This is a genomic window from Microbacterium paludicola (assembly GCF_015235415.1).
Classification (GTDB): Bacteria; Actinomycetota; Actinomycetes; order Actinomycetales; family Microbacteriaceae; genus Microbacterium; species Microbacterium paludicola.
This window is the reverse complement of the sequence record NZ_JADGLL010000003.1, coordinates 39,545-61,567: the sequence shown is the minus strand read 5'-3', so window position 1 is coordinate 61,567 and position 22,023 is coordinate 39,545. Positions and strand designations below refer to the sequence as shown.

The window sequence follows — 22,023 nt, the reverse complement described above, 5'->3', positions numbered from 1 at the left end:
ATCCGGGGTCAGTGCATGTCCTCGAGTTCCATGCCCTTCGTCTCGCGCACCTTCCAGAACACGAAGACGAGCGATCCCGCGGCGCACAGGGCGTAGAACCCGTACGCGAACGACAGGCTGATCGCACTCATCACGGGGAATGTGGTGGAGATCGCGAAGTTCGCGATCCACTGCGCGGCCGCCGCGACCGCGAGCGCGCTGGCCCGGATGCGGTTGGGGAACATCTCGCCCAGCAGCACCCACACGATCGGGCCCCACGTCGCACCGAATCCGACGACGAACAGGTTCGCCGCGACGAGCGCGATGATCGACCACGGCGCCTCGAGGGTCGCGCTGGTGGTGCCGTCGTCGGCCGTGACCAGCTGCGCGAACGAGAATGCGACGGCCATCGTCGCGAGTGCGATGGTCATGATGATCGATCCGGCAACCAGCAGACGGCGGCGGCCGACGCGGTCGACGAGCAGGATCGCGACGATCGTGACGACGATGTTCGTCACGGACGTGATCACCGACGTGAGCAGCGCGCTCGACTCGTCGAACCCGACAGAGCGCCACAGCGTGGTCGAGTAGTAGAAGATCACGTTGATGCCCACGAACTGCTGGAACACCGACAGCAGGATGCCGACCCAGACGATGGGCTTCAGGCCGAGCACGGGACCGAGGATGTCGCGCACCGACTCGCGCTGCTCCGACTCGAGCGAGTCGCGGATCTGCTGGATCTTCAGGTTCACGTCCTTGGCGCCGGTGAAGTCGAGCAGCACCTGCGACGCCTTGTCGTAGTCGCCCCGCAGCACCAGGTACCGCGGCGACTCGGGAAGGCGCAGCGACATGAGGCCGTACACGACCGCGGGGATCGCCTCGATCATGAACATCCAGCGCCAGGCGGGCAGCCCCAGCCACAGCACCTCGGCCGCGCCGCCCGAGAGCCATGCGAGCAGCGCGTTCGACAGCAGCGCCGCGAAGATTCCGGACACGATGGCGAGCTGCTGCAGAGAGCCCAGACGGCCGCGGATCTGCGCCGGCGACACCTCGGCGATGTAGGCCGGGGCGATGACGGATGCCGCTCCGACGCCCAGGCCGCCGATCACACGCCACACGATCAGGTCGACCACGCCGAACGCGAGGCCCGATCCGATCGCGGACACGAGGAACAGCACCGCGGCCACCAGCATCACCGGCACCCGGCCCCAGCGGTTGGCCAGGGAGCCGGCGAACCAGGCCCCGACGGCGCAGCCCAGCAGGGCGCTCGACACCGCGAAGCCCTTCAGCGCCGCCGACAGCGCGAACTCGCCCGCGAGGGCGTCGACCCCGCCGTTGATCACCGCCGTGTCGAAGCCGAACAGGAATCCGCCGAGCGCGGCGGCGATGGCGATGCCTGTGACTCGGGCGTTGACACGTCGGTACGTCGTCTCCGTCATCCCTCGAGCGTATGCAACGTCCCGCCGTGCGGAGGCCGCCGCGGAGGGTCTCCGTGCCCCCGGGCGTGTCAGCTGCGCAACGCGAGGGTGAACGGGAGCACGGCCGTCGCGCCCGCGCGGCGCAGTTCGCGGGAGGCGAGAGTGAGGGTCCAGCGGCTGTCGGCGAGGTCGTCGACGAGCAGCACCGGTCCTGCGGGGACCTGCAGCCCCGTGGTGTCGAGCCGGCCGTGGAGGTCGGCCACGCGGAAGGCGCTGTTGCCGCCGGGGCGCCCGGCGGGGGCCGCGGGATCCAGGGCGAGCTCGCCGAGGTACGCGAGCCTGCCCGTCTGCGCGAGGCCCCGCGCCAGCGAGCCGACAAGGCGCGGGTGCGTACGGGACGGCACGGCGACCACCGCGACGGGACGCTCATCCCAGCCCCACTCGGCGAGCACGCGCACGCAGGCGTCGAACATGCGCGTCGGCACCTCCTGGTCGGGCGCTCCGGCGCGGAACAGCTCGCGCAGCGCCCCGCCCCAGCCGAGGTCGGTGAGGCGCGCCAGGGCTCGGCCCTCGGCGGCCTGCTCCTCCGCGGGGATGCGTCCCTTCAGCGGGATCCCGAGCCGATCCAGCCCGGACGGCCACTGCCGGCGCACCTCGATCGGCACGCCGACGCGGTCGAGCGCCGAGGCAGCGGACTGGGCGACGTCCTGCGACAGCTCGGCGCTGAGCCAGGGGCCCGCGCAGTTGTCGCAGCGCCCGCAGGGGACGGCGGTGTCGTCATCGAGGCGGCGCTGCAGGAACTCCATCCGGCAGCCGGTCGTGCTCTCGTACGCGAGCATGTCGTCCTGCTCGGCCCGTCGCTCGGCGGCGATCCGGCCGTAGCGCTCGGCGTCGTAGGTCCACGGAGCGCCGGTGGCGACCCACCCGCCCTTCTCGCGACGCACCGCGCCGTCGACGTCGAGCACCTTGAGCAGCAGCTCGAGCGGCGTGCGGCGGATGTCGACGATCGCCTCGAGCGCGGCGGTCGACAGCGGCCCCTGTGACGCACCGAGGGCGGCGAGCACCCGCTCCGCGCGGTCGCGATCGGGCATCGACGCGGTCGCGAAGTAGTGCCAGATGTCCTTGTCCTCCGGCCCGGGAAGCAGCACGACGTCGGCCGACTCGGTGGCACGGCCCGCTCGGCCGACCTGCTGGTAGTAGGCGACGGGTGAGGACGGTGCGCCGAGGTGGAGCACGAAGCCGAGGTCGGGCTTGTCGAAGCCCATGCCGAGCGCGCTCGTCGCGACGAGCGCCTTGACCTCGTTTCGCTTGAGCAGCGCCTCCGATTCCTCCCGCTCGTCCGCGTCGCTCTGGCCGGTGTACGCCCGCACCGCATGCCCGTGCTCGCGCAGCAGCCGCGCGGTGTCGACCGCGGCCGCCACCGTGAGCGTGTAGATGATGCCGGATCCGGGAAGGTCGTCGAGATGGCTCAGCAGCCACGCGAGCCGCGCCGTCGCATCCGGCAGCCGCAGCACGCCGAGCCGCAGCGAGGCGCGCGCGAGCGGGCCGCGGATGGTGGTGACGCCCTCCGCGCCGAGTTGGTGGACGACGTCGGCGACGACGCGGCTGTTGGCCGTCGCCGTGGTCGCGAGCACCGGCACCGAGGGTGGCATCTGCGCGATCAGATCCCGCAGCCGGCGGTAATCGGGGCGGAAGTCGTGGCCCCAGTCGCTGATGCAGTGCGCCTCGTCGACCACGAGCATCCCGATCCGGCGCACGAGGGCGGGCAGCTGCTCGTCGCGGAACGTCGGGTTGTTCAGCCGCTCGGGCGAGACAAGCAGCACGTCGACCTCGTCGGCCTCGAGTCGGGTGAGCACCTCGCCCCACTCGTGCGCGTTCGTCGAGTTGATCGCGACCGCCCGGACGCCCGCGCGCTCGGCGGCGGCGATCTGGTCGCGCATGAGCGCGAGCAGCGGCGACACGAGGATCGTCGGGCCCGCGCCCTGGTCGCGCAGCAGCCGCGTGGCGACGAAGTAGACGGCCGACTTGCCCCATCCGGTCCGCTGCACAACGAGCGCCCGGCGCCGCCCGCCCACCAGGGCCTCGATCGCCTCGTACTGCCCGTCGTGGAAGACCGCGTCGTCGCGCCCCACGAGGCGGCGGAGGGCGGCAAGCGCCGCGGGGCGGAGATCGTCGGTCATGAACCCCAGCCTCGCAGGCGCCGCCGACATCCGACGGCACTCCTCCACAGGCCCGTGCGGCAGACTGGACAGGATGCTTCCTCCGTCGCCTGCTCCCTCCCCCGAGGTGCTGCTGCGTGCGCGTTTCCCCGGCCGGAGCGACGGATGAAGCACCGCGCGGGACGCATCGTCACCATCGAGTCGCTCACCGAGCTCGATCGGCGGCTCGCGCAGGGCGCGCACCGCCTGCGCGGCTGGCGGCTTGTCGGGCTCGACCTGCGCGAGCGCGGCGAGGTGCTCGCCGACCGCGACACTTCCCGCACGACGTTCGCCGGCTGCACCTTCGCCCCGCGCGATGCCGAGCTGCACGAGGCCCGCGGCGCGCTCGTGCTTCCCGCCGTCGACACGGCGCCGGTCGATCCGAACCGGGATGCGCTCTACACCGCGGATGAGCTCTACGACGACATGACGTACCGCCGCACGCTCGACGGCCGCGCCTACGCGTGGTCGCAGGGGTCGGAGGAGGACGGGCTGCTCGCCCGCGCCCTTCACGACGACGGCATCGACCGGGCGCTGACGGCCTGGACGGGCACGCGGCGGCTCGTCGGCGTGATGGGCGGGCACGCGCTGCGGCGCGGCGAGGACACCTACGCCGACGCGGCCCGCATGGGAAAGCTCCTGGGCGCGCGCTTCACCGTCGCCACGGGAGGCGGCCCCGGCGCCATGGAGGCCGCGAACCTCGGTGCGCGGCTCGCCCGAGCCGAGGACGACGCGCTCGCCGGAGCCCTCGAGGTGCTCGCGACCGCGCCGTCGTATCACCCGTCGATCGAGCAGTGGATCGGGGCGGCGCGCACCGTCCTCACCGAGACCGCGGACGCGCCGCCGACCGACACCCTCGGCGTGCCGACCTGGCACTACGGGCACGAGCCACCCAATCTGTTCGCCACCGCGATCGCCAAGTACTTCCGCAACGCGTTGCGGGAGGCCATCCTGCTGCAGGTCTGCGAGAGCGGAATCGTGTTCCTTCCCGGCGCGGGCGGCACCGTGCAGGAGATCTTCCAGGACGCGTGCGAGAACTACTACGCGACAGAGGATGCGATCGCGCCGATGGTGCTCGTCGGCCGTGCGCACTGGACCGAGACGCTTCCCGCGTGGCCGCTGCTGCAGGCCCTCGCGAAGGGCCGCCCGATGGAGCGGCACATCCACCTCGTCGAGACCGTCGACGAGGCGGCGGCGATCGTCCTCGGGGGCGCCGCGTGACCCTTCCCACCGTGGCGCCGAGCTGGCGCATGTGGCTGATGTGGGGCATCGGTGTGCTCGGCTACGTCCTGTCGATCACGAACCGGACGTCGCTCTCGGCCGTCGGTGTCGACGCGTCCCACCGGTTCGACGCCGACGCCTCGACCCTCGCGATGTTCGCGGTGCTGCAGCTCGCGGTGTACGGCTTCATGCAGATCCCGGTCGGTCTGTGGCTGGATCGCTGGGGCGCTCGACCCATCATGGCGGTCGGCATGGTGCTCATGGCAGCGGGCCAGGTGGTCATCGCGCTCTCCCCCACCGTGGGCGTCGCGATCGCCGCACGCATGCTGCTCGGCGCCGGCGACGCGGCGATCTTCCCCGGCGTGCTGCGCCTCATCGCCACCTGGTTCCCGGCCCAGCGCGGCTCGCTCATGATGCAGCTGACGGGCATCTTCGGACAGCTCGGGCAGGTCGTCGCGCTCGTTCCCCTGCCCCTGCTGCTGCACGCCACCTCGTGGGAGGTCGCGTTCGGCGCGCTCGCGGGCGGCGCCATCCTGTTCTCGGTGCTGATCGCGGTCCTCGTGCGCAACCACCCGCCGGAGCTCCCCGCCGACGTCTCGGTCGACACTGACACGGGCACCATCACCGTCGTCCGGAGCGCGGTGGACACGCGGCAGGGCATCCGGGCGGCCTGGGAGCAGCCGGGAACCCGCCTCGCCTTCTGGACGCACTTCACCACCCCGTTCGCGGGATCCGCGTTCGTGATGCTGTGGGGTATACCGTTCCTCACCGCCGGCGAGGGCCTCTCCACCGGACAGGCGGCGGCGGTCACGTCGGTCTACGTCGTCGCCGGCATCGTGCTCGGCCCGCTCGTCGGCATGCTGTCGGCGCGGCACCCGCATTACCGGTCCCGCCTCCTGGTGCTGCCGGCGATCGGGGCGCAGATGCTGCTCTGGGCGATCGTCCTGCTCTGGCCCTCCCCCGCGCCGACGTGGCTGCTTGTCGCGCTCCTGATCGCGTTGGCCGTCGGCGGCCCCGCGTCGATGGTCGCGTTCGACTTCGCCCGCGCCCACAATCCGGCCCACCGCCTGAGCACCGCCACCGGGGTCACGAACGTCGGCGGATTCCTCGCCGGGCTCCTGGCCATCCTGTTCATCGGCATCGCGCTCGACGTGCAGGGTGCGTCGCGGCCCGACCTCTATACCGACGAGGCGTTCCGCTGGGCGTTCGCGACCCAGCTGCCGCTGTGGCTGCTCGGCATCGCGATGATCCTGCGCGAGCGGCGACGGCTGCGGACGCCGCCGCGCTGAGCCCGCGGCCCCGGGTCTGACACGATCATGCCGTGAGCCACGACGTGATCCTCCACCACCGGCCGCGCCGCATGATCGGCCGCGACCCTCAGCAGTCCCACCGCGGGGCCACGCCGCTCGAGCTGCTGTACGACCTGACGTTCGTCGTGGCGTTCAGCCAGGCGGGCGCGCAGGCCGCGCACCTGCTCGAGCTCGGGCACTTCGCCGCGGCGATCGGCGGGTTCTCGATCGCGGTGTTCGCGGTCACCTGGGCGTGGATCAACTACTCCTGGCTCGCCTCGGCCTTCGACAACGACGACGTGTTCTTCCGCATCGCGACGTTCGTGCAGATGGTCGGCGTGATCATCCTGGCCCTCGGGCTGCCGCCGCTGTTCCATTCCATCGACGAGGGTCATCATCTCGACAACGTGCTCGCGGCGTCGGGCTACGTGATCATGCGGGTCGCGGCGATCGCGCTCTGGCTGCGGGCGGCGCGGCATGATCCTGCCCACCGGCGCACCGCCCTCACCTACGCGGCACTCGTCGGCCTGGTGCAGGTCGGCTGGGTGGTGCTGATCTTCGTCGATCCGCCGCTCGCCGTCGCCATGGCGCTGTTCGCGGCGCTCGCGATCGCCGAGATGCTCGTGCCCGTGGTGGCCGAGCGGCGCGGCGGCAGCACACCGTGGCACCCGCACCACATCGCCGGGCGCTACGGACTGCTGACGATCATCACGCTCGGCGAGGTGATCCGCGGCACCGTGCTGTCGGTCTCCGCCGTGGTCGAGGCGGAGGGCTGGTCGATCGGCGCCGGCGTCGTCGCCTTCGGCGGCACCGCCCTCGCGTTCGGCATGTGGTGGATCTACTACATGATGCCGTCGGGCGAGGTGCTGGCCGTGCGCCGCGAACGGTCGTTCCCCTGGGGGTACGGGCACATCGTGCTGTTCGCGGGCGTCGCCGGCACCGGCGCGGGTCTGCACGTCGCGGCCACCGCGATGCGGCACGACGCGCACATCGACGCGGTCGCGGCGCTGCTGACCATGGTCATCCCGGTGGGCTTCTTCATCCTGGCGCTGTTCACGCTCTACGCCGTGCTGCTGCGCCAGCTCGATCCGTTCCACCTGCTGCTGTTCGCCGGATCGGTCCTGGTGCTGATCGCGGCGGTCATCGCGGTCGCCGCGGGCGCGTCCCTCAGCGTCGGGATCGTCGCGCTCGCGCCGGTGGTCGTGATCGTCGGCTACGAGACGATCGGCCACCGCCACCAGGGCGCGGCGCTCGCCCAACTGCGGGGATAGCGCAGCGAAACATCGCGTGCAAGCGGGCGCGGATGTCGGATGCCGGTGCGAGCATCGAGACATGGCTCCCGACTTCCGCTCCCCCGCCGCCACGGTCCGGCACGGCATCGTGCCGCCGTTTCTGCTCGCCCGCATCGCGCGACTTGATCAGGACGACTACGACCACGCGCCCGAGGCCGCGCGGCGCACGCTCGGCATCGACGGCCCGTTCCGGGAGCAGCGTGGGTCGGACGGCAGCATGCCCGGCCTTGTGCGCCCCTCGCTGCGGCCCGAGCTGCAGCATCCCGTCGCGGGGTCGGCCGAACCCGGATCGCCGGATCGGCTGATCTTCGACGCGAAGGGCACGGAGGACCTGCCGGGCGAGGAGGTACGCCGCGAGGGCGGGCCGGAGACCGAGGACACCGCCGTGACGCAGGCGTACGACGGGCTCGGCGACACCTATGCGCTGTTCTGGGACGCGTTCGGGCGCGACTCGATCGACGGGTCCGGCATGCGCCTCGACGCGACAGTTCACTTCGGTCAGCGCTACGACAACGCGTTCTGGGACGGCGCGCGGATGGTGTTCGGCGACGGGGACGGCGAGATCTTCCGCGGCTTCACGGGATCGATCAGCATCATCGGTCACGAGCTCGCCCACGGCGTGACCGAGCGCACGGCCGGCCTCGTCTACCAGGGTCAGTCGGGCGCGCTGAACGAGCACGTGTCCGACGTCTTCGGCGTGCTCGTCGAGCAGCGCGTGCTCGGCCAGACCGCACAGGACGCGACGTGGCTGGTCGGCGCGGGCATCTTCACCGAGCAGGTGAAGGGCGTCGCCATCCGGTCGATGCGCGCGCCCGGCACCGCGTACGACGATCCGATGCTCGGCAAGGACCCGCAGCCGGCGCACATGCGCGACTACGTCGAGACGAGCGACGACAACGGCGGCGTGCACATCAATTCGGGCATCCCCAACCGCGCGTTCGTCGCGCTGGCCGAGGCGCTCGGCGGGAATGCGTGGGAGCGCGCCGGCCGCATCTGGTACGAGACGCTCGCGGGCGACCGGCTCACCCCGACAGCCACGTTCGCCCAGTTCGCGGCCGCCACCGCGGTCGTCGCGGACGAGCTCTACGGCGACGACTCCGACGAGGCGCGCGCGGTGGCCGACGCCTGGGAGTCGGTGGGTGTCGAGCCCGGCCGGGTGCGGGACAGGATGCGCCGGGACTAGCCTTGCGGCCATGAACGTCGTCGTGGTGCGGTCCGGCGGGTTCGCCGGGATCCGCGTCACCTGGGAGGTGCGGGTCGACGACCAGCCGGACCGCGCGGAGTGGTTCGAGCTGGTCGAATCGCTGCCATGGGACGACGCGCCATCGGCGCCGCCGGGCGAGCCCGACCGGTACATCTACCGGATCACGTGCGAGCCGCACGAGGTCGTGCTGCCCGAGCGGCAGCTCGACGGGCCGTGGCGGACCCTCGTCGACCGGGTGCGCGAGCGGGCGCGGCGGTCGCCTCAGCCCGAGCCCGGCGCCTCGCCCAGCCCGCCGTCCGGGCCCGGACGCGGCCCGACGGCCACGCCCGACGTCTAGCCCTGAGCCGGTGTCCCCGAACTGCCGGACCACAGCGGCAACTCGGGGACAGAACCCACGCCGTGTCCCCGAACTGCCGGACCACAGCGGCAACTCGGGGACAGAACCCACGCCGTGTCCCCGAACTGCCGGACCACAGCGGCAACTCGGGGACAGAACCCACGCCGTGTCCCCGAACTGCCGGATCACAGCGACAACTCGGGGACAGAACCCGCGCCGTGTCCCCGAACTGCCGGATCAAAGCGGCAACTCGGGGACAAACCCGCGCCTCAGCCCCGCTCGACCAGCACGGCCACGGTGCGGGCCGGGATCGTGATGGTGCCCGTCGCGGCATCCCACGTCGTCTCCTTCACGACCGGGTCGGATCCCTTCGCCTGCGCCGGCGTCAGCGCGAACGACCGGCCCTCAAGTCCCGCGACCTTCTGCGTGACCGGCTCGGGCGACGCGTTGAAGAACACCAGTGCGCCAGCCAGCTTGCGGTCGGCGTCGCGGCCCTTGCGGTCATCCACCACCATCGCGATGGTGCCGGCCGCGTCGGTCTTCGGGAACGAGACCTTCTGCTCGATCCGGTCCGCCGATCCGAGCGTCAGCAGGTCGACCTCGGAGCGCACTTCGAGCAGGTCGAGCGCCGCAGCCTCGGCCGTCTTGATGTCGCTCGCCGAAGGCTTGAGCGCCGGGTTCTCAAGCAGCGGCGCCATGAGGCCCCACTTCTCGCCGTTGTCGGCCTCGGGCGGCAGGCCCGAGCCGAAGGTCGACTCCTCGCCGTCCCAGTCGATCCGGTTGAACCAGTCGCCGGAGTCGTAGCTGTTGCGGTCGAGCGACTTCGAACGCAGCAGCTCGGTGCCCGCGTGCCAGAACGACACCGACTGCGACAGCGTCACGGTCGCGAGCGACAGCGTGTTCATCCGCACCCGGTCGGCCATCGACGTGTCGACCGGCAGCTTCAGCACCGACAGGTCGTACAGCGTCTCGTTGTCGTGGGCGTCGACGTAGTTCACGATCTCGGACGGCTCGTCGGCGTAACCCGCCTTTGCTCCGCGGTAGTCGAGCTCGTCACCGCGGTGGACCTCGCCGTCCGACCCGAGCAGCTCGTAGTGCGCGAGGTTTCCCGCGAGCCCGAGCTTGACGAGATCCGTCTCGTGCCCGAGGTCGGCGAGCGCCTGCTCGGTGGTGCCGTTGATCGGGTCTCCATTGGGATCGGTGCCGAGCCCGGTGCCGAAGCCCTGGCGGTACGTGCTCGACGAGTCGACAGGGCTGCCGCCGTGCACCGCGTCGCGCAGCCGGTCGTTGAACGAGCCGATGCCCGTGCCGCCGAGGTTCCCCTGCTTCGCCTGCTCGAACAGCGCGTCACCGGCCACCTCGCCGAAGTCCCAGCCCTCGCCGTAGAGGTAGACCGACTTCCCGTCGACCCCGTCGCGCTTCTCGGTGAGCTCGTCGAGCGCGTCGCGCACCGCCTTCATGTTCGCCGTCGAGTGGTGCCCCATCAGGTCGAAGCGGAAGCCGTCCACCTTGTAGTCGCGTGCCCAGGTGACGACCGAGTCGACCATGAGCTTCTGCGCGGCGGCGTGCTCGGTCGCCACGTTCTCGCAGCACGTCGACTTCTCGACGTCGCCGGCCGCGTTGAGGCGGTGGTAGTAGCCGGGAACGAGCCGGTCGAGCACCGACTTCTCGCCCTGACCCGACTGCGCGGTGTGGTTGAACACCTGGTCGAGCACGACCTCCAGCCCCATGTCGTGAAGGGCGCCGACCATCGAGCGGAACTCGGCCACGCGCGCCCCACCCTCGGGGTCGACCGCGTACGAGCCCTCCGGCACCGTGAAGTGGTACGGGTCGTAGCCCCAGTTGAAGCCGTCCTGGCCGGCGACGGCACCCACGCAGGCCTGCTGCTCCTCCGATGCGGGCGGAAGCGCCGCGAGGTCGCAGTCGGGGGTCGCCTGCGCCGAGCGGTCCTCCTCGATCGTCGCGATGTCGAACGACGGCAGCAGGTGGACGGTCGTGATGCCGGCGTCCGAGAGCTGTCGCAGCTGGCGGGTGCCGTCACTGTCCCGCGTGAACGCGGAGTACGTGCCCCGCAGGTCGGCGGGAACCGACTCGTCCGAGATCGAGAAGTCGCGGATGTGCAGCTCGTAGATCGCGCGATCCACATCCTGCTCGACGTCCGGCGCCTCCGCCTTCCGCCACTGCTTCGGCTGCAGCGCCTTGTCGGAGAGGTCGATCGCGACCGACCGCGTCGAGTTGGTCGTGAGGGCGACCGAGTACGGATCCGTCACGACGTTCGTCTCGATCGCACCCGTGCTCGGCGCGAAGACGTGCACCTCCCAGGCGTATTCGTCGCCCACCAGATCGCGGCCGCCGCGCACCTCCCACACGCCCGACTGCTCGTCGAGGCGCGCTTCGTGACGGACCGGATCGCCCTCGGCGCCCGCGTCCCACGTGAGCAGCGTCGCGGTCTGCGCCGTCGGGGCCCACACGCGGAACGTCGGCGCCTTCTTCTCGAACGTCACCCCGAGCTCGATGTCCTCCAGCGCCTCGGCATAGAGGTCGTCGAGCACGCCCGGGATCTGGACGCCGGTGTAGGCGGTGACAGTGCCGTCGGACGCGCGCTGCGACACGGCGAGCTGCCCGCGCAGCAGCGCCGCGGCATCCTGCCCCTCGACACGAAGGGCGAGGTGCTGGGCCAGCGCCGGGAACCGCTCCCGCTGCTTCTCGGTGAGGCCGCCCTCGATCGGGGTCAGCGCGATCTCGTCGCCGCCGGTGACGGCGCCGTCCTCGAGCGCGAGTCCGGCGTCCTCCGACGCGTGAAGCGCGTACTGCGCGCCCTCGGGCTGACCGAGGTCGGCGGGCCAGGCGATGGTCTCGGCGTCGATCCAGTGGGCGCGCTCCTCGCCGGTGCCGGCGAGGGGCGGGGCCGCCGCCGTGATCTCGAGCCGGTGGTCGGCGATCGTGTAGCGGAAGCTCACCGGCACGCCGTCGGCGACAGTGAACGGGATGTCCGCACCGTCGCGCGCGCCATCGGCGCCGTAGTTCTCGGTCCAGCTGCGGCCGTGCGCGACCTTCGCCGCGTAGCTGCCGTCGGGAACGGCGTCGGTCGTCAGCTCGTACACGCCGTCGCGGTCGCCGTCAGAGAGGAGCGAGGCGAGGCAGTCCGGCGCCCAGTCGCCGGGGCAGCCGAGCTCGTCCTGGAAGCTGCCGGGCACGGTGACGATGGGACCCTCGGCCGTCGACTGGACGACGTTCGAGCGCGGGTCGAACAGGAACGTGATGGATCCGCCGGCGTGCGTGAACGCGAAGTTCGCGCCGTCGCGCGCGCCGCCCTGGCCGTAGTTGATCGCCCAGCTGCCGTCGATCGCGACCTTGTACTCGTAGTCGCCGGCCGGCAGCTCGAACGTTCCCTCGTAGATCCCGTCGGGGCGGAGCGTGAGTTCGGCCGCCGCGCAGGCCGGATCCCAGTCGCCGGCGCAGCCGAGCTCGGAGTTGTGGCTTCCCGGGACGGTGACCATGCTGATCGGCGTCTCGGGCTCCTCCGACTCGGCGAGTGTCACGGCGTTGCCGACCGACGCGAACGTGGAGGCGGCGGATCGCTGACCGGCGGCGTCGGTGACGACCGCCCGGTATTCGACGACCGTGCCGCGAGCGAGGCCCGCCACGTCGTGGTAGACCCGCGGGTCGGTGTCCTCGGCCGTGCCCAGGTGCGTCCACTCGGCCTCGCCGGCGACGCGCCAGGCGAAGCTGGTCTCGATCCAGCGGTCGCCCTCGACGTCGGCGGAGACGGCGGCCTGGCCCTCGAGTCCCGCACCGGCGGCCGGCGCGGAGAGCGAGATCGCGGGTGCGACGGCATCCGCCGTCACGGCGCGGTCGGCGCGGTAGACGACGGCGCTCAGCGCGGGCACGGTCACCGTCACCGCGGCATCGGCGTCGCTCGAGATCGCCGCGTCGGCGCCGTAGAGCGGCGCGAACGAGGCACCGGCCGTCAGCGCCGGCACCGTCACCTCGCGCGCCTCCTCGGCGTTGTTGACAGCGACGAGGTACTCGACCTTCTCGTCCCGATCGACGCGCGAGAAGGCGTACACGCCGGCGCCGTCGTCCACGTGCCGCTCGATCTGGGCCCCCGTTGCAAGGGCAGGATGCGCCTCGCGCAGCTGCGCCAGCGTCGCGATGTGCCCGTAGAGCGGCGCGTCCGTCGCGTAGCGGTCGATCGATCCTGCGGTCTCGCCCGTCACGAGGGGCTGATCCGCGTACTCGGCGACCTGCGTCGCGAACAGCGTCTGCCGCGCCGACTTGTCACCGCCGAGGCCGGCGAAGCCCTGCTCGTCGCCGTAGTAGACGACGGGCTGGCCGCGCGTGAGGTACATCAGCTCGTGCGCGAGCTCATCCCGCTCGAGGGCCTCGCCCGTGTTGAGCAGGAAGTGGCCGACGCGGCCCATGTCGTGGTTGCCGAGGAAGGTCGGCAGCGCCGTGGCCGACTTGTCGGGTGTCGTGTAGCGGTCGTCCCCCGCGAACAGGCTCTGCAGGCTCTTCGCGCTGTTGCCCGCCGCGAAGCCGGTCGCGGCCGACTGGAAGGTGAAGTCGAGCACCGAGTTCATGTCGGTGCCGCGGACGTAGGGCGCCAGCTTCGCCGGGTCGGCGTCGTACACCTCGCCGAACATGAAGAAGTCGTCCTTGCCGAGGCCGTGGGCGTAGTCGAGCACCTCGGCCGACCACTGCTCCCAGAACTCGAAGTTCACGTGCTTGACGGTGTCGATCCGGAAGCCGTCGATCCCCAGGTCGATCCAGTCCTTGTACACCTCGACGAAGCCGTTCACGACGGTGGGGTGCTCGGTCATCAGGTCATCCAGCCCCGAGAAGTCGCCGTGGGTGACGGACTCCCCCGACCACGTCGAGTCCCCGCGGTTGTGGTACAGCGTCGGGTCGTTGAGCCACGCGGGGGTCTTCGCCGCCGTGTCGGTCACGACCGGCGTGTAGGCGAAGGATGTCGCCGGGTCCAGCGCGGGGAACGTGTCGCCTCCCGCGAAGTCGGCGGGATCGAACGCGGCGCCCTGCGCATCCGTGTAGGGGCTTGTCGCCTGATCGACGTACGCGTACTGCTTCTCGGCGTAGTCGATCACGTCCGCGGTGTGGTTCGTGATGATGTCGAAGTACACCTTGATGCCGCGGGCGTGGGCCTCGTCGATCAGCGCCGCGAGCTCCTCGTTGGTGCCGAGGTGCGGGTCGATCCGGGTGAAGTCGGTGATCCAGTAGCCGTGATACCCGGCGCTCGCGTCGGCGCCGCTTCCCTGCACGGGACGGTTCGCGAAGCTCGGCGTCAGCCACAGCGCGGTCGTGCCGAGGCCCTCGATGTAGTCGAGCTGCGAGCGCAGGCCGGCGATGTCGCCGCCCTGGTAGAAGCCCTTGTCGACCGGGTCGAAGCCGTGCGCCATCCGGTCGCCCTCGATGCCCCCGGTGTCGTTCGACGCGTCGCCGTTGGCGAAGCGGTCGGTCATCACGAAGTAGAAGCGCTCGTCGGCGCCGGGCTGGCGCACCGGCGCCGTGACCAGCGCGGCGTCGGCGTCCGTGTATCCACCGGGCACGTCGACGAGCTCGAGCCCGACGCGCTTGAGCCCGTCGTCGAAGATGAACCGCACGGTGGTGGGTCCGGCCACGGTCAGCGGGATGTTGTCGCCGCCGCCGTCCAGGCCGTACGCCTCGTCCCATGCATCGTTCAGCGCGACCTTGTACTCGTAGGTGCCGGCGGGAACCTCGAACTCGGCCGCGTACACCCCCTCGGCGCCGGTCGGCGCGAGCTCGGTCGCGGCGCACGCGGGCTGCCAGTCCTCGGCGCAGCCGAGCTCCGACTGCAGGCTGCCCACGAGCGCGACAGTGCGGTCGGCGGCGACGGCCGGCTGGATGGCGACAGCGGCTCCGGAGAGCGCGAAAAGCGGGATGGTCAGCAGGGCCAGCGCACGTCGCCGTGCGCGCGTCGTCTTCGACACGTCATCTCCATCGATGCTCGGGGATCCACCCGGGGTGGGGTCCCGGTGACCGTAGCAACTCGAGACGGCAACCTGCAAGCGCTTGCAGTCGTTACATCCGTCATCACCGGCGACACGCCGCGATCCGCGGCAGTTCGCCTCGCTAGGTGGATCTCAGACCGCAAGCGCTTGCAGGCGGACAGCACCGAGGGCCGGGCAGGCTCCCGCCTACCCGGCCCTCGATGCGCATCCCGCTACCGGACGGGATCCGGATCCACGCCGTCGGTCGCGAGCAGGCCCTCCTCGACCGCCCCGCCGTAGCCCTCCTTCTGCGGGTCGCCGTGCAGGCCGCCCGACAGTGCGTACTCCTCCTCGGGCGAGAGCACCAGGTTGTGGCGACCCCAGACCGCGAAGCCGACCAGGATGACCGCGTACACGACCACGATCGCGATGATCGCCGGCTGGAACGTGGCATTGAGCAGGAAGCCCACGAAGATCAGCGCCGCGATGACGGCCGCCACAACGGCTCCGGGGACACCCCACGGGCTGCGATACGGACGCGACGCGTTCGGGAACTTCCGGCGCAGGATGACGAAGGCGACCATCTGCATCAGGTAGGCGAGCACAGCGCCCCAGACGGCGATGTTCAGGACGATCGCTCCGGCGACCGCGCCGGCGCCCTCTTCATCGATCGCCGCGAGGACGTCGATGACCACCAGGGCGATGAACCCGATCACCGCACCCGCGATGAGCGCGACCCACGGTGTCTGTGCCTTGCCCGTCAGCGAGAGGAAGCGCGGGTAGTAGCCGGCGCGGGAAAGGGAGTACATGTTGCGGCCGTAGGCGAACATGATGCCCTGCAACGAGGCGAGCAGGCCGATCAGCGCCAGCAATGCGAACACGCCCACAAGCGCATCCGCTCCCTCGCCGACGATCGCCCGGAAGCCGTCGAGCAGCGGCTCCCCCGCCGCAGAGGTGGCCTCGGACCCGATGACGCCCGTGTTGAGGAACAGAACGAGCAGGCCGGTGACGATGAGGGTCGCGCGGGCGATCAGGCCGGCCCGCGGGATGTCGCGCACGGGATCGTGCGCCTCTTCGGCGGCGAGCGGCAGCTCCTCGATGCCGAGGAAGAACCACATCGCGAAGGGCAGGGCGAACAGGATCGGCAGCACGCCGTGCGGCAGGAACGCCGTCTGACCAGGATCGGCCTGGATGTCCCAGAGCGCGTCCCACGAGAAGTGGCCCGAGAACAGGGCCATGACGCTGAATCCCAGCAGGATCGCGATCGAGATGATCGACACGACGATCGCGAACCTGAACGACAGAGCGGCACCCGCCGCGTTGATCCCGATGAAGACGACGTAGAGGATGACCCACCAGACCCACAGCGGAAGCGAGAAGCCCATGAGGTTGCTCGTCACGCCGTCCGCATAGCCGGCGGAGAAGTACACGATCACCGCGGTCGTCGCGACGTACTCGATCGTCTCCGCGAGACCGGTCACCAGACCGCCCCACGGCCCCATGGCCGCGCGCGAGAACGAGTAGGCGCCGCCCGTGTGCGGCATGGCCGACGCCATCTCGCCGATCGAGAAGATCAGGCCGTAGTACATGATGACGAGGATCGCGAAGGCGATCAGCATGCCGCCGAAGCCGGCGAAGTCGATGCCGAAGTTCCAGCCCGAGAAGTCACCCGAGATGACGGCCGCGACCGCGAGGCCCCACAGGCCCCAGACGCCGGCGCTGCGCTTCAGCCGGCGTTTCTCGTAGTAGTCGGCGCCGGCGGTCGTGTACGTGACGCCGGAGACCTTCAGCGTGTCCTTGGCCATGGTTCGGGTTCCTTTCGGCTGAGCGCGTGGGGGTCGCGCAGACGCGGTGGGCGGGGGCACCGCGTGGCCAGCACTATAGGGCCGGGAAAGGTCTGCACGCTATGCCTTTCTGATGCGAGCTCGCCAGGTTTTACCCGGGCGAAACACGCGCTCACATCGGCACGAACCCAGCCTCCGCGAGGGCACCGCCTGTGGTTCAATGGTCGCCATCTCCCACCAATAGACGAGGAGGCTCCGGATGGCCCCGCCCACCGGGTTCCTGACCCCCGAGCAGCTGCGCGACGCGATCGACGCCGACGCCATCGACACGGTGATCGTGGCCTTCACCGACATGCAGGGCCGCCTCGTCGGCAAGCGCGTGAGCGCGCGCCTGTTCCTCGACGACGTCATGGAGCACGGCGCCGAGTGCTGCAACTACCTGCTCTCGGTCGACGTCGAGATGAACACCGTGTCGGGATACGCCATCTCGAGCTGGGAGCGCGGCTACGGCGACATGGCGATGATCCCCGACCTGTCGACGTTGCGCGCCGCCCCCTGGCTGCACAAGACGGTGCTCGTCACGGCCGACCTGCAGTGGCTCGACGGCTCGCCTGTCGAGGAGTCGCCCCGGCGCATCCTGCAGCGCCAGGTCGAGCGCCTCGCCGAACGCGGTTTCGTGCCGTACGTGGGCACCGAGCTCGAGTTCATCGTGTTCGAGGACACGTACCGCGAGGCCTGGGGCAAGCGGTACCAGGGGCTGACGCCCGCCACCGACTACAACGTCGACTACGCCCTGCTCGCGTCCACGCGCATGGAGCCGCTGCTGCACGACATCCGGCGATCGATGGACGCCGCCGGCATGTACTGCGAGGGCGTCAAGGGCGAGTGCAACTTCGGACAGCAGGAGATCGCGTTCCGGTACACGGACGCGCTCGCGACGTGCGACAACCACTCGATCTACAAGAACGGCGCGAAGGAGATCGCCGACAAGCACGGCAAGGCACTGACCTTCATGGCGAAGTTCGACGAGCGCGAGGGCAACAGCTGCCACATCCACTTCAGCCTGCGCTCGACCGATGGCGAGGCGGTGTTCGCCGACGAGGAGGATCCGCTCGGCATGTCGGGCCTGATGCGGTCGTTCCTCGCGGGGCAGCTCGCCGCGATGCGGGAGCTGACGCTGTTCTCGGCGCCGAACATCAACTCCTACAAGCGCTACGCGCCGGGATCCTTCGCCCCCACCGCCATCGCGTGGGGTCTGGACAACCGCACCTGTGCCCTGCGGATCGTAGGCCACGGCCAGGGGCTGCGCTTCGAGAACCGCGTGCCCGGCGGCGACGTGAACCAGTACCTCGCGGTCGCGGCGATCATCGCCGCCGGCCTGCACGGGGTGGACCAGGGCCTCGCCCTCGATGAGCCGTTCGCGGGGAACGCGTACGAGGCGGATGTGCCGCAGGTGCCGTCCACCCTCCATGAGTCGGCCGCGCTGTTCGCCGACTCGGCGGTGGCACGCGAGGCCTTCGGCGACAACGTGGTGGAGCACTACCTCAACAACGCACGCGTCGAGCTGCGGGCGTTCGAGTCGGCCGTGACGGACTGGGAGCGGGTGCGTGGCTTCGAGCGTCTCTGATCCGGATCCGGCCGCGGCCCCGCCGCTGATCGGCGTCACGACCTACCTGCAGCGCGCGCAGACCGGGGTCTGGGACCTCGAGGCGTCGTTCCTGCCGCGCGTGTACATGGACGGCGTGATCGCGGCCGGCGGCGTGCCGGTGCTGCTGCCGCCTCAGCCCACGCTGCCCGGCGTGGTCGACGCCGTGCTGGAGCGCCTGGACGGGCTCATCGTCGCGGGCGGCGCGGACGTCGACCCCGCGCGCTACGGGGCCGAGGCCCATCCGCGCACCGACGCACCGCAGACGCTGCGCGACGAGTGGGAGTTCGCGCTGCTGGAGCGCGCGCTCGAGCTCGACCTGCCGTTCCTCGGCATCTGCCGCGGGATGCAGGTGCTGAACGTGCTGCGCGGCGGCACCCTGCACCAGCATCTGCCCGACGTGGTCGGCGACGCCCGGTATCAGCTCGGCCGCGGCGTGTTCGCCCGCGTCGCGGTGGAGGTGGATGAGGGTTCGCGCCTCGCAACGCTCGTGGGCGAGCGGATCCAGGCGCCCGTCTACCACCACCAGGCGATCGACCGGCCCGGCGAGGGCCTGGTCGCCACGGCGCGCTCGGCCGACGGCATCGTCGAGGCGGTCGAGCTCGAGGGCGCGACCCACGGCCTCGCGGTGCAGTGGCATCCCGAGGAGGACCCGGATGACCGCCGCCTCTTCCAGAGCGTCGTCGACGCGGCCCGCGCCCACCGCGACCGCCGGAAGGACTGAGATGCAGGAGATCCTGAACCCCGCCGACGAGACCGTCGTCGCCACGGTCGCGCACACGACGGTCGAGCAGACCGACGCGGCGATCGAGCGCGCGGCCGAGGCCCAGCGCGGCTGGGCAGCCCTCGCCCCCGCCGACCGCGCCCGCCTGCTGCGCCGCTTCGCCGACGCGGTCGACGGCGCCGTCGAGGAGCTGGCCCAGCTCGAGGTGCGCAACTCGGGCCATCCGATCGCCCAGGCACGCTGGGAGGCCGGGCACGTGCGCGACGTGCTCGAGTACTACTCCGCCTCACCCGAGCGGCTCTTCGGCCGTCAGATCCCCGTCGCCGGCGGGCTGGACGTGACCTTCCACGAGCCGCTCGGCGTGGTGGGGGTCATCACCCCGTGGAACTTCCCCATGACGATCGCGTCGTGGGGCTTCGCGCCCGCGCTCGCGGCGGGAAACGCCGTCGTCCTGAAGCCGGCGGAGTGGACGCCCCTCACGTCGATCCGGATCGGCGAGCTCGCCCTCGAGGCGGGGTTGCCCGAGGGCCTGCTGCAGATCCTGCCCGGCAAGGGATCCGTCGTCGGCGAGCGGTTCGTGACGCATCCGCTCGTCCGCAAGGTCGCCTTCACCGGCTCGACCGCGACGGGAAAGCGGATCATGGCCGGCGCGGCGGGCGGCGTGAAGCGCGTCACCCTCGAGCTCGGCGGCAAGAGCGCGAACATCGTGTTCGCCGATGCCGACATCGAGAAGGCCGCGGCCACCGCGCCCTACGGCGTCTTCGAGAACGCGGGCCAGGACTGCTGCGCGCGCAGCCGCATCCTGGTGCAGCGCAGCGTCTACGAGCGCTTCATGGAACTGCTCGAGCCCGCCGTGCAGGGTGTCGCCGTGGGCGATCCGTTGCTCGAGGCGACCGAGATGGGGCCGCTCGTCTCGCGCCCGCACCTCGAGAAGGTCGCCTCGTACGTGCCGGATGACACCGACGTCGCGTTCCGGGGCGCGGCGCCGGACGCCCCCGGCTTCTGGTTCGCGCCGACCGTGCTGACGCCCGCACGCGACTCCCGCGCCGCGACCGAGGAGATCTTCGGCCCCGTCGTGTCGGTCTTCCCCTTCGACGACGAGGACGACGCCATCCGGTTCGCCAACAGCAGCGAGTACGGCCTCAGCGGCTCGATCTGGACCCGTGACGTCGGCCGCGCGATCCGCGTGTCCCGTGCCGTGGAAGCAGGGAATCTCTCGGTCAACTCGCACTCATCCGTCCGCTACTCGACACCCTTCGGCGGCTTCAAGCAGTCGGGCCTCGGGCGCGAGCTCGGCCCGGACGCACCCCTCGCCTTCACCGAGACCAAGAACGTCTTCCTCGCCGTCGACTGAACCGCCCGCCCCGCCCCGCACAGAAAGCACTCCCATGAGCGTGACCCCCATCGATCTCACCCAGCGCCTGCGCGACCGCGTCGCCGTCATCACCGGCGGGGCGTCGGGCATCGGCCTCGCCACCGCCCACCGCCTCGCCGCCGAGGGCGCCAAGGTCGTGATCGGCGACGTGGATCCCATCGCCGGAGAGGCGGCCGCGCAGGCGGTCGACGGCCTGTTCGTGAAGGTCGACGTGACCGACAAGGACGCCGTCGACAACCTGTTCGACACCGCCGCGGCGGAACTCGGATCGGTCGACATCGCCTTCAACAACGCGGGCATCTCCCCCGCCGACGACGACTCGATCGAGATCACCGAGCTGCCGGCGTGGGAGCGCGTGCAGGATGTGAACCTCAAGTCGGTCTACCTGTGCTCGCGCGCGGCGCTGCGTCACATGGTGCCGCAGCAGCGCGGATCCATCATCAACACCGCCTCGTTCGTCGCGGTGCTGGGATCGGCCACGTCGCAGATCTCCTACACGGCTTCGAAGGGCGGTGTGCTCGCGATGTCGCGCGAGCTCGGCGTGCAGTTCGCGCGTCAGGGAATCCGGGTGAACGCCCTCTGCCCGGGGCCGGTGAACACGCCCCTGCTGCAGGAGCTGTTCGCGAAGGACCCCGAGCGCGCGCAGCGCCGGCTCATCCACATCCCCGTCGGGCGCTTCGCCGAGCCGGAAGAGCTCGCCGCGGCCGTGGCGTTCCTCGCGTCGGACGACGCGAGCTTCATCACGGGCTCGACCTTCCTCGTCGACGGCGGCATCTCGTCGGCCTACGTGACGCCGCTCTGATCCGGATGCCCGACACCGCCGACGACGCGGAGCTGCTGAGCTCCGAGCTGCTGCTGCGGCCGCTGCGCACCGCGAACGCGTTCGAGGAGACGGTGCAGCGGCTGCTGCAGACGATAAGGCTCGGGCTTGCGGCGCCGGGTACACGACTGCCGCCGGAGCGGGAGCTCGCGACGCTGCTCGACGTCAGCCGCGACACGCTGCGCGACGCCCTCGCAGCCCTGGCAGACGCCGGATACGTGGTCGTGCGGCGCGGCCGCACGGGAGGCACGTTCATCGCGGAGCATCCGCCGCGCACCCCGCTCGGCGCCGAGGGGCGGCCCGTCGAGGACGACGGCCCGACGGCCGACGTGGTGGACGAGGTGCTGGCCGTGCGTGCGGTGCTCGAGGTCGGCGTTGCCCGGCGGCTCGCGCTGCGCGACCTCACCGCGTTCGACCGCGACCGGCTGTGGCAGGCCTTCGAGGCCTGCCGCGACGCCGACCAGGCGCGCTACCGCGTGGCCGACTCGCGACTGCACCTGCTGCTCGCCGAGCTGCTCGGCGCGCCGCAGGTCGTCACCCTCATGGCCGACTCGCGCATGCGCGTGAACGAGCTGCTCGACCGGATCCCGATCCTCGGCCCGAACATCGCGCACTCGAACGAGCAGCACGAGGCGATCGTGTCGGCCATCCTGCGCGGCAAGCCCGACGAGGCCGCACGCGCGATGGCCGAGCACATCGACGGCTCCGAGGCGCTGCTCCGCGGCTTCTTCGGCTGAGTGGACCGAGGAGATCCGGCCGCCAGAGGAG

General features: G+C 71.1%; 14 protein-coding genes. 10 read left to right on the top strand and 4 right to left on the bottom strand.

The features are described 5' to 3' along the window. Window positions 1–8: 8 nt before the first annotated feature. Together IR155_RS02410 and IR155_RS02405 are read right to left on the bottom strand one after the other, a co-directional pair. The gene (locus IR155_RS02410; RefSeq protein ID WP_228066560.1) at window positions 9–1,490 is read right to left on the bottom strand and encodes a sugar porter family MFS transporter; all 1,482 of its coding nucleotides are present in this window, start codon (window positions 1,488–1,490) and stop codon (window positions 9–11) included. After that, window positions 1,487–3,577: a RecQ family ATP-dependent DNA helicase gene (locus IR155_RS02405; protein ID WP_135112802.1), complete on the bottom strand. Its 2,091-nt coding sequence runs from the start codon at window positions 3,575–3,577 to the stop codon at window positions 1,487–1,489. The genes IR155_RS02410 and IR155_RS02405 overlap by 4 nt, the downstream gene beginning before the upstream one ends. A 144-nt stretch (window positions 3,578–3,721) precedes the next feature. On the opposite strand from IR155_RS02405, the gene IR155_RS02400 reads away from it, so the two are divergent. The 5 genes from IR155_RS02400 (at window position 3,722) to IR155_RS02380 (ending at window position 8,938) form a co-directional block, all read left to right on the top strand. Continuing rightward, on the top strand, window positions 3,722–4,816 hold the full coding sequence (locus IR155_RS02400; RefSeq protein ID WP_135112800.1) for an LOG family protein: 1,095 nt from the start codon (window positions 3,722–3,724) through the stop codon (window positions 4,814–4,816). Window positions 4,817–4,845: 29 nt separating this feature from the next. Further along, window positions 4,846–6,105, top strand: coding sequence for an MFS transporter (locus IR155_RS02395; protein WP_135113006.1), 1,260 nt, complete (start codon window positions 4,846–4,848; stop codon window positions 6,103–6,105). Window positions 6,106–6,137: 32 nt separating this feature from the next. Continuing rightward, window positions 6,138–7,376: a low temperature requirement protein A gene (locus IR155_RS02390; RefSeq protein ID WP_233441069.1), complete on the top strand. Its 1,239-nt coding sequence runs from the start codon at window positions 6,138–6,140 to the stop codon at window positions 7,374–7,376. Window positions 7,377–7,437: 61 nt separating this feature from the next. Beyond that, a complete protein-coding gene (locus IR155_RS02385; protein WP_135112798.1) occupies window positions 7,438–8,580 on the top strand; it encodes a M4 family metallopeptidase in 1,143 nt (380 codons plus the stop codon). 10 nt (window positions 8,581–8,590) lie between these two features. Beyond that, entirely contained in the window at window positions 8,591–8,938 is a 348-nt protein-coding gene (locus tag IR155_RS02380) for a protealysin inhibitor emfourin (RefSeq protein ID WP_228066544.1), read from the top strand. A gap of 269 nt (window positions 8,939–9,207) precedes the next feature. Here the strand turns inward: IR155_RS02380 and pulA are convergent, their stop codons facing one another. After that, complete coding sequence (gene pulA / locus IR155_RS02375; RefSeq protein WP_135112796.1) at window positions 9,208–14,907, bottom strand: pullulanase-type alpha-1,6-glucosidase; 5,700 nt, start codon at window positions 14,905–14,907, stop codon at window positions 9,208–9,210. Window positions 14,908–15,140: 233 nt separating this feature from the next. Beyond that, window positions 15,141–16,712, bottom strand: coding sequence for an amino acid permease (locus IR155_RS02370; RefSeq protein WP_135112794.1), 1,572 nt, complete (start codon window positions 16,710–16,712; stop codon window positions 15,141–15,143). 238 nt (window positions 16,713–16,950) lie between these two features. Here IR155_RS02370 and IR155_RS02365 point away from each other — a divergent pair, with 238 nt between their 5' ends. From IR155_RS02365 to IR155_RS02345, 5 genes are read left to right on the top strand one after another with little or no spacing between them, the layout of a single operon-like run. After that, complete coding sequence (locus tag IR155_RS02365; RefSeq protein WP_135112792.1) at window positions 16,951–18,318, top strand: glutamine synthetase family protein; 1,368 nt, start codon at window positions 16,951–16,953, stop codon at window positions 18,316–18,318. Next, the gene (locus tag IR155_RS02360; RefSeq protein WP_209306721.1) at window positions 18,299–19,060 is read left to right on the top strand and encodes a gamma-glutamyl-gamma-aminobutyrate hydrolase family protein; all 762 of its coding nucleotides are present in this window, start codon (window positions 18,299–18,301) and stop codon (window positions 19,058–19,060) included. The genes IR155_RS02365 and IR155_RS02360 overlap by 20 nt, the downstream gene beginning before the upstream one ends. A gap of 1 nt (window position 19,061) precedes the next feature. After that, entirely contained in the window at window positions 19,062–20,414 is a 1,353-nt protein-coding gene (locus IR155_RS02355; protein ID WP_135112790.1) for an aldehyde dehydrogenase family protein, read from the top strand. 34 nt (window positions 20,415–20,448) lie between these two features. Further along, a complete protein-coding gene (locus IR155_RS02350; protein WP_194210276.1) occupies window positions 20,449–21,237 on the top strand; it encodes a 3-oxoacyl-ACP reductase in 789 nt (262 codons plus the stop codon). A gap of 5 nt (window positions 21,238–21,242) precedes the next feature. Further along, window positions 21,243–21,992 (top strand): FadR/GntR family transcriptional regulator, encoded by a 750-nt coding sequence (locus IR155_RS02345; protein WP_135112789.1) that lies wholly within the window; start codon window positions 21,243–21,245, stop codon window positions 21,990–21,992. Window positions 21,993–22,023: the final 31 nt, after the last annotated feature.

Bases quoted from the DNA above. Each gene is read 5' to 3' on its own strand.
- IR155_RS02405 (WP_135112802.1), bottom strand. From the start codon at position 3,577: ATGACCGACGATCTCCGCCCCGCGGCGCTTGCCGCCCTCCGCCGCCTC.
- IR155_RS02400 (WP_135112800.1), top strand. From the start codon at position 3,722: ATGAAGCACCGCGCGGGACGCATCGTCACCATCGAGTCGCTCACCGAG.
- IR155_RS02395 (WP_135113006.1), top strand. From the start codon at position 4,846: ATGTGGCTGATGTGGGGCATCGGTGTGCTCGGCTACGTCCTGTCGATC.
- IR155_RS02385 (WP_135112798.1), top strand. From the start codon at position 7,438: ATGGCTCCCGACTTCCGCTCCCCCGCCGCCACGGTCCGGCACGGCATC.
- IR155_RS02380 (WP_228066544.1), top strand. From the start codon at position 8,591: ATGAACGTCGTCGTGGTGCGGTCCGGCGGGTTCGCCGGGATCCGCGTC.
- IR155_RS02370 (WP_135112794.1), bottom strand. From the start codon at position 16,712: ATGGCCAAGGACACGCTGAAGGTCTCCGGCGTCACGTACACGACCGCC.
- IR155_RS02365 (WP_135112792.1), top strand. From the start codon at position 16,951: ATGGCCCCGCCCACCGGGTTCCTGACCCCCGAGCAGCTGCGCGACGCG.
- IR155_RS02355 (WP_135112790.1), top strand. From the start codon at position 19,062: ATGCAGGAGATCCTGAACCCCGCCGACGAGACCGTCGTCGCCACGGTC.
- IR155_RS02350 (WP_194210276.1), top strand. From the start codon at position 20,449: ATGAGCGTGACCCCCATCGATCTCACCCAGCGCCTGCGCGACCGCGTC.
- IR155_RS02345 (WP_135112789.1), top strand. From the start codon at position 21,243: ATGCCCGACACCGCCGACGACGCGGAGCTGCTGAGCTCCGAGCTGCTG.